At 66.5% G+C, this 9,845-nt stretch carries 13 protein-coding genes; 11 read left to right on the top strand and 2 right to left on the bottom strand.

From position 1 onward, the window contains the following. The first annotated feature begins 73 nt into the window (after window positions 1-73). The 4 genes from OG817_RS12720 to OG817_RS12705 all read left to right on the top strand — a co-directional run bounded on the left by OG817_RS12720 (window position 74) and on the right by OG817_RS12705 (window position 3,395). Window positions 74-691 (top strand): TetR/AcrR family transcriptional regulator, encoded by a 618-nt coding sequence (locus OG817_RS12720; protein WP_406054343.1) that lies wholly within the window; start codon window positions 74-76, stop codon window positions 689-691. Window positions 692-776: 85 nt separating this feature from the next. Beyond that, a complete protein-coding gene (locus OG817_RS12715; RefSeq protein WP_406054341.1) occupies window positions 777-1,976 on the top strand; it encodes a Glu/Leu/Phe/Val dehydrogenase dimerization domain-containing protein in 1,200 nt (399 codons plus the stop codon). A gap of 16 nt (window positions 1,977-1,992) precedes the next feature. Further along, the gene (locus OG817_RS12710; RefSeq protein ID WP_406054339.1) at window positions 1,993-2,412 is read left to right on the top strand and encodes a cupin domain-containing protein; all 420 of its coding nucleotides are present in this window, start codon (window positions 1,993-1,995) and stop codon (window positions 2,410-2,412) included. A gap of 2 nt (window positions 2,413-2,414) precedes the next feature. Continuing rightward, window positions 2,415-3,395: an NADPH:quinone reductase gene (locus OG817_RS12705; protein ID WP_406054337.1), complete on the top strand. Its 981-nt coding sequence runs from the start codon at window positions 2,415-2,417 to the stop codon at window positions 3,393-3,395. 1 nt (window position 3,396) lies between these two features. On the opposite strand, the gene OG817_RS12700 is transcribed toward OG817_RS12705, so the two are convergent. Continuing rightward, window positions 3,397-3,690 carry a hypothetical protein gene (locus OG817_RS12700; protein WP_406054335.1) on the bottom strand — a complete coding sequence of 98 codons (294 nt, stop codon included), beginning with the start codon at window positions 3,688-3,690 and terminating at the stop codon, window positions 3,397-3,399. 164 nt (window positions 3,691-3,854) lie between these two features. On the opposite strand from OG817_RS12700, the gene OG817_RS12695 reads away from it, so the two are divergent. From OG817_RS12695 to OG817_RS12680, 4 genes are all read left to right on the top strand, one after another. Further along, complete coding sequence (locus OG817_RS12695) at window positions 3,855-4,265, top strand: hypothetical protein (protein ID WP_406054333.1); 411 nt, start codon at window positions 3,855-3,857, stop codon at window positions 4,263-4,265. Next, the gene (locus OG817_RS12690) at window positions 4,262-4,384 is read left to right on the top strand and encodes a hypothetical protein (RefSeq protein WP_406054331.1); all 123 of its coding nucleotides are present in this window, start codon (window positions 4,262-4,264) and stop codon (window positions 4,382-4,384) included. The genes OG817_RS12695 and OG817_RS12690 overlap by 4 nt, the downstream gene beginning before the upstream one ends. Before the next feature lie 659 nt (window positions 4,385-5,043). After that, window positions 5,044-5,250, top strand: coding sequence for a helix-turn-helix domain-containing protein (locus OG817_RS12685; protein WP_406057420.1), 207 nt, complete (start codon window positions 5,044-5,046; stop codon window positions 5,248-5,250). A gap of 309 nt (window positions 5,251-5,559) precedes the next feature. Continuing rightward, window positions 5,560-6,840: an ATP-binding protein gene (locus tag OG817_RS12680; RefSeq protein WP_406054329.1), complete on the top strand. Its 1,281-nt coding sequence runs from the start codon at window positions 5,560-5,562 to the stop codon at window positions 6,838-6,840. 539 nt (window positions 6,841-7,379) lie between these two features. Here OG817_RS12680 and OG817_RS12675 read toward each other — a convergent pair. Next, on the bottom strand, window positions 7,380-7,613 hold the full coding sequence (locus tag OG817_RS12675; protein WP_406054327.1) for a hypothetical protein: 234 nt from the start codon (window positions 7,611-7,613) through the stop codon (window positions 7,380-7,382). Between the two features lie 94 nt (window positions 7,614-7,707). Between OG817_RS12675 and OG817_RS12670 the strand changes: the two genes are divergently transcribed. From OG817_RS12670 to OG817_RS12660, 3 genes are all read left to right on the top strand, one after another. After that, window positions 7,708-7,971, top strand: a complete 264-nt coding sequence (locus tag OG817_RS12670) for a hypothetical protein (protein ID WP_406054325.1) — start codon at window positions 7,708-7,710, stop codon at window positions 7,969-7,971. A gap of 472 nt (window positions 7,972-8,443) precedes the next feature. Continuing rightward, the gene (locus OG817_RS12665; RefSeq protein WP_406054323.1) at window positions 8,444-9,199 is read left to right on the top strand and encodes a hypothetical protein; all 756 of its coding nucleotides are present in this window, start codon (window positions 8,444-8,446) and stop codon (window positions 9,197-9,199) included. Window positions 9,200-9,209: 10 nt separating this feature from the next. Next, window positions 9,210-9,746: a hypothetical protein gene (locus tag OG817_RS12660; RefSeq protein WP_406054321.1), complete on the top strand. Its 537-nt coding sequence runs from the start codon at window positions 9,210-9,212 to the stop codon at window positions 9,744-9,746. Window positions 9,747-9,845 lie beyond the last annotated feature (99 nt).

The following is a 9,845-nucleotide window of genomic DNA, read 5'->3' as shown; positions in this document are numbered from 1 at the left end:
TTGGAGCCTGCGGGATCGGGCCGGGTTTGTCAACGTCTCCGCCGGATCGTCTCGAATGACCTACGCTCGGGACGTGACACGCAGCCGCAAGGACACCACCGTGCGCCGGGACGAGATCCTGCGCGCCACCGTCGCCCAGATCGAGAAGGTAGGCCTGCACGCCCTGCGCATCTCCGACGTCGCTGAGTCGCTGTCGGTCAGCCCCGGCCTGGTCGTGTACCACTTCAATGCCAAGGAGGCACTGATCGCCGAGGCCTTCACCTGGGCGGCTCAACGCGACCTCGACCAGCTCGAGAATCTGACCGCCGACCTGCCGACCGCGCTGGCGCGACTGACCACTGCGCTCGACTGGTACGCGCCCACCGGCAGGGCGAAAGGCTGGACCCTGTGGATCGAGGGCTGGGCCGCCGCACTGCGCGATCCCGAGCTCAGGCAGGTCGGCCGCGAGCTCGATCTGCGCTGGAAGGAGTCGCTGACCGCGATCATCCAGGACGGCGTGTACAGCGGCGAGTTCGTCACCGACGACCCGCGAGGCGCTGCCTGGCGGATCACCGCCCTGCTCGACGGACTCGCCGTCCAGGCGATCGTCCACCGTGGCATCCAGAACCAGCGCAAGGCCACCGAGTGGGCCGGCGGCCTCGTCGCCCACGAACTCCAATTGCCCGCCGCACCCGAGTCCGGGGGCCGCTGACCTCAACCCCGCGGACCCGTTGACAGGCCCACCTGCTCTACTGCATGGTGATTCAGTAAATCTGGCGAGCGGCGAACGGACACCGATGACCACGATCACCACCGGCCGGTCCACGGCGCCGCACCTGCAGCTGATCTGGACCGACCCCGTCACCGGCCGGCAAGGGTTCGTCGTACTCGACCGGCTGGTCCGAGGCGTCGCCAGCGGCGGACTCAGAATGCGGGCCGGCTGCACGCTGGACGAGGTCCGCGGCCTGGCCGCCGGGATGACCCGCAAGGAGGCGCTGCACTACGACGCCGGCAATCGGTACGTTCCCCTCGGCGGCGCCAAGGGCGGCATCGACTGCGACCCCCGTGACCCCGGTGCCCGTGAGATTCTCGGCCGATTCATCGACGCGGTCCGGGCCGTGCTCGAACGCCACTGGACCACCGGCGAGGATCTCGGCGTACGGCAGGACACGTTGGACGAGGTTGTCGCGGAAGCCGGGATGACCAGCTCGATTCAGGCGATCTACCCGCTGCTCGACGACGCGACCGAGGCCCGTCGGCGGCTCGCGGACGCGTTTGCGATCGACGTCGACGGCGTCGCCCTGCCCGAACTGGCCGGCGGGCTCGGCGTCGCCGAGTCGGCCCTGACCGCGCTGGACCACTACGGGATCCGGTACGGCTCAGCGCGAGCGGTCATTCAGGGATTCGGTTCTATGGGCGGCGCGACCGCCCGCTACCTCGCGCAGGCCGGTGTGACAGTCGTCGCGATCGCCGACGCAAACGGCCTGATCGTGAACCCCCACGGCCTGGACGTCGAGCGACTCCTGCTCACCCGCGACCCGCACGGGGCGATCGATCGCGAGCAGCTCCGCCCCGCGGACCAGCAGTTGCCCGGCGAAAGCTGGCTCGACGTCGACTGCGAGATCCTCGTCCCCGCCGCCGTGTCCTCCTGCATCGACCTCGCCAACGAGCACCGCATCCGCGCCCGCCTGGTCGTCGAAGCGGCCAACCTGCCGACCCTTCCGGATGCCAAGGCCGCGCTCGCCGGCCGCGGAGTCGCCGTCATCCCCGACTTCGTCGCGAACTCGGCCACCAACGCCTGGTGGTGGTGGACCCTGTTCGGCGACATCGGCGCCGACGCCGTACAAGCCGCCCACAAAGTGCGGGACGCCATGCGCACGATCGTCACCGACCTGCTCACCACCGCCGACCGAGACCGGATCACGCCGCGCGCCGCCGCCCTCCAGGTAGTGGACCGCAAACTCACCGAGATCGAGCGGCGCTTCACCACCCATTGACCCGAGAGGCTTCGCCATGGACGCGTCCGAGCACTTCAAGACCGACTTCTCCAACCAGCCCGAGACCCCGGGGCGGTTCCTCCGGATCGAGGACATCGAACCGGTCCAGTACGTCGAAGGGCTGTCGTTCCAGCCAGTCCTCGGCGAGCAGACCCTGGCGAACTTCGTCAGCTACGAGCCGCACACCGAGGCCCCGCTGCACGCGCACGTCGAGGAGCAGGTCGTCGTGATCCTGGAGGGCGAGCTGGAGTTCCACATCGGCGACGAGGTCCGGATCATGCGGCCAGGCGACGTCGCGGTCATTCCGCCGTGGGTGCCGCACAGCGCGCGCACCCATGCGGGGACCTGCCGGCAGATCGACTTCTTCACGCCGCCGCGGAACAACCTGGTCGACTACGCCGGCGAGGTCCGGGATCGTCTGACCGGGCAGGTCTGAGCGTGCCGCGCGGCATCGTCGCCCGGGAGTTCGGCGGGCCTGGAGTACTGGTCGCCGAGGACGTTCCGGATCGAGAGCCTGGTCCAGCCGAGGTGCTGGTCCGGGTTCACGCGGCTGGGGTGAATCCGGCCGACACCTATATCCGGACGGGCGAGTATTCGTTCTTCAAACCGTCGGTGCCGTACACCCCGGGCTTCGACGCCGCCGGTGTCCTCGAAGCAGTCGGCTCCGAGGTCTCGAACCTCCAGTATGGCGACCGGGTGTTCGTCGCCGCCCTCGGGCTCGCGTCATCCGGAAGCTATGCCCAGCAAGTCGTCTGCGACGCCGCCGCCGTCCACCCGCTGCCCGACCGGCTGAGCTTCCACCAGGGCGCGGGCCTAGGCATTCCCTGGACGACGGCGTACCGGGCACTGTTCCAGCGAGGCAACCTCCAGCCCGGCGAGACCGTGCTCATCCACGGCGCCAGCGGCGGGGTCGGAAACCCAGCGGTCCAGTTGGCCATCGCGGCCGGCGCCACCGTGATCGGTACGGCCGGCAGCGAGGAAGGCCTCGAGCTGGTCCGATCCCTCGGCGCCCACCACGTCCTCAACCACCGCAGCGCCGGCAACCTCGACTCCGTCCCCACCCTCACCGGCGGCCGCGGCATCGACCTGGTCGTGGAGATGCTCGCGAGCCAGAACCTCGAAGCCGATGCCGAACTCCTGGCCCCACGCGGCCGGATCGTGGTCGTCGGCAGCCGGGGATCGCTCACGTTCACCCCGCGCGTCCTCATGGTCCGCGAGGCCGACGTACGAGGCACTGCACTGTGGAACATGACGCCGGCGGAAAGGAAGCAAGCCCAGTCGGCCATCAATCAGTTCTCGGCGGACACCGGACCGGCTACGGCGACCGCCACCGTCTTCCCACTCGACGACGCAGCGAAAGCGCACGAACACCTCATGTCGCAAGCAGCCTTGGGCAAATGCCTCCTCGACTGCACCTGATTCAGACGATGAACTCCACCCACAGCGGGTAGTGGCCGGAGACACGGAACGAGAGTTGCGTCTTGGTCAACTCGGTGAGGACGAACGGGACGAAGTCCAGGCTGCCGCAACGGTTGGTGAACGGCAGGCCGTTCAGCATCGGCGACAGGTCCGGAGTGGTCGGGTCGTTGCACCAGGGGTCTGGTCGTAGTACCGGTGTGGTCATTGCCGTCGTCGAAGATCGTGCGCGGGACGAGGTGGACGGTGCCACCGGCGCGGGTGCGGGTGGCGCGCTTGCGTGCCTGTCCTTCGTCATCGTCATCTCCATCGGTGACCGGGGAGCCCACGCCTCCCGGCCGATCAGATGGACCAGTCCGGGAAAGCTTCGTGCACGTGAGTCCGTGACTCCTGTCCTCGTCACCGCGTCCTGCGTGGGAGGTGCGCAGTTCGGAAGCTGGCAGAGCTTGATATATCTGGGGCGTGACAGCTGCCGAAACGCCCGTGATCGCCGGGACGATCGGATCGCTGCTCGGCAGGACTGCGGCGGCCTGGCGTGTACCTGAGTTCGGGCTGTCGGCTGCGGACCGGCTTGTCGTCACGTTCAGCGATGGCAGCGCCGCGTTTGTCAAAGGGGCCAGGACCGAAGAGACCGCGGGCTGGCTGCGCAACGAGCACCGGATCCTCGATCACCTGCGCGGCACCAGCCTCGCCCCCGAGGTTCTCGGCTGGCAGGACGACGGCACCGCGGCGCCGGCCACGAGTTGCACGACCTCGTGCAGCTGCTCCCCACGCTTCATCTGGAGGGTGGTCCGCCGCCGTGGCAGGTGTGCACCGAACCCGCACCCCTCATCGCCAGGCTTGCAGGGCCGTCGCTGCAGCGCGCCTGCGTGAGCGAGCAGCCAGACTGGCTCCGTCACGTGTTCATCGACCTCGCCTCGATCAACCTGAAGTGGCTGGCAGCGGCCCTCGGGCTGCCACTGCCCATGCCGGATCACCACACGCCCGGTTGACCCGCTCTGGTTCCCATTTCATGACGGTCCCGCGTGGATATCCCTTACAAAAATGGATTCCAGGCGGGTTCGACCTCCGCGACTGCCTGCACCAAGGACTCAGCGATCTCCTAGTTGATCATGTTCCAGATCACGCCGGAGTCGGGGACGGTTGTCGCGGTGTAGCCCGCCGATGTCGTAGTTGATCAAGGTTGGCCCGTAGGAAGCGGCAGCCCCTTGTGGGCCCGCCGGCACTGTGCCGTCTTCCGTGTCGCTCGAGGCTCCGGGTGCAAAGGAATCCTCGGGTTGGCGGACATGGAAACGAGCGCAGCGCCGCCGTCCGATCAGCCGAGAAGCTCTTGCGCCCGGAGGTGGCGACATGGCATCAGGGCCACCGCTCCCCCGGCCGGCTCTGGCGGAATGACCGTCCAGAGTTGCTCGCATGGTTTGTCGAGCCCGGGCCTGGACGGTCAGTCCGCCCGTGCGCTGGCCAGCCGCGGCCTCGCCCGTGTCGGCCGCAAGAGCAAGGTCTGGATGCCAGGAATCACGGAAGCGGGCGAGTTCTACCTCACCCACGGTCATCCGATGCCTAGGCCAAAGCCACCCGAGACCGACATAGCAGCGCTCCCGGCGCAACCTCCTGCGCTTGCCCGCCGAGAGGAACCCGCCCCGGATTCCACATCTGGGTCTCCGCTGACGGACCGCTGCTGCTCAGCATCAGGGACGCCGCGAAGGCGCTCGGTATCAGCTACTCCACGCTCTACCAGATGACTAACCAAGGCGACATCGAGTGGGTCGCGATCGGCAACCGCAAGTTCATCTCGCGCGAGATCCTCATGGACTTCATCAAGGCCAACACCCACAAGGGCTACTACGTCGCCCGGTGATGCCCGGTGGCCAAAGTTGAGCCAGTTCGCCCTTCGCCTCTCCCCATGACTCACCGCGAAGGATCTGCCGAGTAGCAGGTGGTTAATGTTCCGACCCTTGACTATCACTTGCGAAACTTTCATCAATGAAAGTATCATCCATGCAAGTATTCGACGGAGGTGCTCACAGTGGACGGTTTCGTCGGACGGCATACCGAGCTCCGTCTCCTCGACGAGTTGCTCGGGTCCGTCAGCACCCGCGGCCGCGGGACGCGGCGGGGGCGCGCTGTCCTCATCCGGGGTCGCCGGCGAGTCGGAAAATCCCGTCTCGTGGAAGAGTTCCTCGAACGCGCCGGACTCCCGCATGTCTTCTTCACCGCGGTCGGCGGATCCCGGGACGGAGATCTGGCCGCCTTCAGCGCCGAGGTCGCCACATCGTCGCTACCCGAAGCATCGCGCTACGCGGACTTCACCGTTCCGCAGACGTGGGACGCGGCCCTGAGCCTGCTCACCACCGCACTCCCGACCGACAGACCCAGCATCGTCGTCATCGACGAAATGCCCTACCTCGTGCAAGAGGACCCCACCTTCGAGGGCGCACTGCAGAAGGCCTACGACCGGACCCTGTCCAAGCTTCCGGTTCTGTTGATCCTGATCGGCTCCGACCTCGCGATGATGGAACAGCTGAACACCTATGGCCGGCCCTTCTACCAACGCGGCACCGAACTGGTCGTCTCTCCGCTCAACCCGGCCGAAGTCGGCGGCATGCTCGACCTACCACCAGCCGACGCACTCGACGCCTACCTCATCAGCGGCGGCCTCCCGCTGATCCTCGAGGAATGGCCCTCAGGCGCAGGCCCGATGGACTACCTCGAGCAAGCAGTACACCGACCAACCTCGGCGCTGCTCGTCAGCGGAGAACGCGCGCTGGCGGCCGAGTTCCCTACCGAAGCCCAGGCGCGCCGCGTACTGACCACCATCGGCCACGGCGAGCGCACCTTCACCTTGATCGGACGCGCGTCCGGAGACCTCAATCCAGGCGCGGTCAAACGCTCACTGGACCTACTCACAGCACGCCGGATCGTCGCCGCCGATACACCCCTGTCCACCCGGCCGAGCCGCGAGACGCGCTACCGGATCGATGATCCGTACCTGCGCTTCTGGCTGTCCTTCGTAAGCCCGGCAATCCCGCTGATCGAACGCGGCCGAGGCGACCGGGTCCTGGAGACGATTCGTGCGAGCTGGACGACGTGGCGCGGCCGAGCTATCGAGCCCGTGATCCGCGACGCCCTATGGCGCCTGACCGACGGATCCGTCCCCGAGGAGACAAACGCGATCGGTGGCTACTGGACCCGCACCAACGACCCGGAGATCGACATCGTCGGCGCCGACCGGGCACCGATCGCCAAGAAGATCACGGCCGTCGGATCGATCAAGTGGCTCGAGAACAAGCCATTCGACTCCCGCGACCTCGCACGCCTCATCCACCACAGATCACAACTACCAGGCGCCTCCGACAACACACCCCTGATCGCAGTCAGCCGCAGCGGCTGCACCACACCAGACATCACCCACCTCACCCCCGATCACATCCTCGCTGCGTGGAGCTGAAGCGCTACCGCGACAACACCCCACGTTCGGCTATGCAACACGATCAGACGAGATCCGGTCAGCCACGCGCCGCGTGGCAGCGACGGAGCTGGATCCGCCCGCAAATCTGCCGACACCCTAACTGCAGATCTGCCGCCCATGTGCTTCCGTCAACAGCTTTCCCGCCCCGTCTCGAGCAGACCCACGGCGCGCCATAACCGGCCACCAACGGCGACCCCGCGGAAACCGGGCTCACGTTCCGGCGGAGGTCTTCCGCACCTCTTTACGCACCTCAATCAACGCGAGAGGATGGTGAGCGATGAGAACCGATGCGCACGAGGCCGCCCCAGAATCCCTTACCAGTAAGAGCTTTCGCGCACCACCGGCATACGGTGATCAGACTCAGCTCGAAATCAGCGGGTTCGGGGTTCGAGGCGGCACTCCCCCGCCTCAGACGTTGAGCTCTAGGCGTGTGGTTAAGGTGCGTGTCCCCCCTCGGACACGGTTGCTAACCCATGCAGGCGGGGGTGATCGATACTTCCGCCACCTGCTCTCGGTGGTCATGAGCGAAGACACTCGACGCACTCCCGCCGGATGACCGTTACCGCGAACGTGTCGACGCGCTGCGAGAGCGGCTGACCAGGCTGGGCGAGCAGAGCGACGGCCCGGGCGTGGCAGTCGAGGCGATGACCGCAGGTCGGCCGCGCACCCGTCACACCGCCGACGTCACGGCTGGCGTCGTACCCAAGGTGCGCCGGCTCCTGCCGGATCGGGTGTTCGATCGCATAGCTCAACGCCTCGCTGCTCCGTCGAGTGAGGCTCAACGAACTGCTGCTGTCCTCGGAGGTTGCCGGATGGAGCTGGGATTCAAGTTGATCGCCGAGGCCTATGGCCCGGTCGATATCGTCGAAGGCGCTGCGGGCGGAGGAGGCCGGGTTCGACTTCGTCGAGGTGAGTGATCATTTCCACCTGGGTGAGCGAGCAGGAACATTCCGGCTTCGCGTTCTCGATGCTGGCGACGATCGCGTCCGTACTGACGCCGCGATCGTCCGGGCCGGGCATCACGGCCGCAGCGCTGCCGTCGCGGCGCAGCGTGAACCCCGTCCGGCCTCGCGACGGAGGAAAGTCGTACCCGGCGGGCGGAAGACTTGAACCCCTTCGTGATCCTCCTCGTGCGAATGCAGCCACGAGGCCACGAGCACAGCAGGACGACCCTCAGGCGATGTCATGTTTCCTGTCCCCCATCAGTGGTCATCGCCACGCCTCCGAAACAACCCTCCACCACGAGAATGCATCGGGAAACGATTCTGTAAAGCCCGGAACATGACGAATAGATTCGTCAAATGAATGCTCCATCCGAGGCGTCGACAGTTGATGCTTGTATTACAGCCCAACCGCGAACGCGGCATATCAAACACTTGCTTCCTTGACGGCGCATTGGAGCGGGAGGATTGTTGAAGGTTGACGCTGCATCGGGTGACGAGGCGTCTGGGGGTTGCGGTCGGTCGGCGTCGACGATGGGGGCGGGTGCGCAGTCCGTGCGTCCCGGGGCCGCTGCTGGTGGCAGGACTCCTTGCACTGTCACGGCGTGTGGATTGATCACCTCGGCATCACGGGAGGATCAATGCAGCCGAAGACGGTGGAAATCAAAATTACTCTGGCGGCCGAGGAGTCCGGCTCACAGATCGACGACGCGGTCACCCAGCTGGAGCTCACGGACGCCAAAGAGTGGACGGTGGTGTTCTGCGAGGACGTCACCCCAGCGGTGGCGACGACGGCGCTGCTCGACATCGGAGTCGTGCTACGAGTGCGCGGCAAGTCCGAAACGACGGGTGACTCGACGATCAAACTCCGGCCCAGCCGGTGGTCCCAGCTGCATCCGGACTACTTCGAGGACCGGGAGCGCGAGCCCGAGCGTGAGGAACTGAAGATCGAGGCGGACTGGTCAGGTCTCAAGCGGTCGCTCGCAACGTCGATGACCGTGAAGTGGTCCGACGCGCGACTTTCCACTGCCCAGACCGGTCAGCTCCCGGCAGCCCAGCTGTTCAGCGACGAGCAACTGAAGTTCCTCAGTGCGTGCGGCCCCGGCAGGGTCAACCTCGCAGCGGTCAGCCTGCTTCCACCGCTCGCTGCGACCCGCTGGGACGAGTTCAAGGTCACGGGGGTAAGCAGTGAGGTGCGCGCCGAACGCTGGCGGGTCGACGACGAGATCGACTTCCTCGAACTGTCGATCGTTGCGCCGCCGGCGGAAGCGGTCACCGAACAGGAAGCGCTGGCCGCATTCGTGACCGACCTGGCGCTGCCCGTGGACAATAGCCCGTTGAACAAGACTCAAAGGGTTCTGGACTATCTGATCGCCAAGTCCCTTCGCGGGCGGTGAGGGACCGACCATGACCGGACCTGTCGTCGACATTCACTGCCACAATTTCAACGCTGACGATCTGCCGGTGCGAGGCTTCGTCCAACATGTGGCACTGCACGACTCGCTGTTGAGTCCGGCTGTCGCCGGTCTGCTCGATCTGATCGTCCAGAAAGGTGCACCCGGGTACGACGAGGAGAAGGCTCGGCTCGACGCGCTGCTGGGGACGAGCACCTTCGGCGACCGCCTCGAAGGTGTCGTGCCGGCACTACCCATGGTCGATCCGCTCGCGCAACTCGAACTCGAGGTCGACACGGAGCTACGAGAGCTGGAGGCACGCAACCCGGAGCTGGCCCGCCGGGCCGCCCAGGAGCTTGCTCTGGACGACGCGCGAATGGCCGGCCTCGAGGAGGGGCTGATCGACCTGGGTGGCGCGCTCCGGCGGGGAGTGAAGTGGGCAAAGCTGTTCACCAAGTCGCGGCTCGATCTGACCGGCGTGCTCACGGCTGCCTATCCCGGGGAGCCGGTCTTCGTCCCGTTGGACTCCGTCGATCAAATCGTCACCTAGTACTAGTCGAGAGCAGGTGCGGCCGACCATGCGGACCTTCGCACGAGAATCCCGGGTATCCCAACAGAGCTCACCGACGCCGGAGTCAGCACAAGAAGC

The organism is Kribbella sp. NBC_00889 (genome assembly GCF_045207705.1).
In the GTDB taxonomy this organism is placed as follows: Bacteria; Actinomycetota; Actinomycetes; order Propionibacteriales; family Kribbellaceae; genus Kribbella.
This window is presented reverse-complemented; position numbering and strand designations above follow the sequence as displayed.

Coding starts and splice junctions, on each gene's coding strand:
- OG817_RS12665 (WP_406054323.1), top strand. CDS start 8,444: ATGCAGCCGAAGACGGTGGAAATCAAAATTACTCTGGCGGCCGAGGAG.
- OG817_RS12670 (WP_406054325.1), top strand. CDS start 7,708: ATGGCCCGGTCGATATCGTCGAAGGCGCTGCGGGCGGAGGAGGCCGGG.
- OG817_RS12710 (WP_406054339.1), top strand. CDS start 1,993: ATGGACGCGTCCGAGCACTTCAAGACCGACTTCTCCAACCAGCCCGAG.
- OG817_RS12660 (WP_406054321.1), top strand. CDS start 9,210: ATGACCGGACCTGTCGTCGACATTCACTGCCACAATTTCAACGCTGAC.
- OG817_RS12715 (WP_406054341.1), top strand. CDS start 777: ATGACCACGATCACCACCGGCCGGTCCACGGCGCCGCACCTGCAGCTG.
- OG817_RS12700 (WP_406054335.1), bottom strand. CDS start 3,690: ATGACGAAGGACAGGCACGCAAGCGCGCCACCCGCACCCGCGCCGGTG.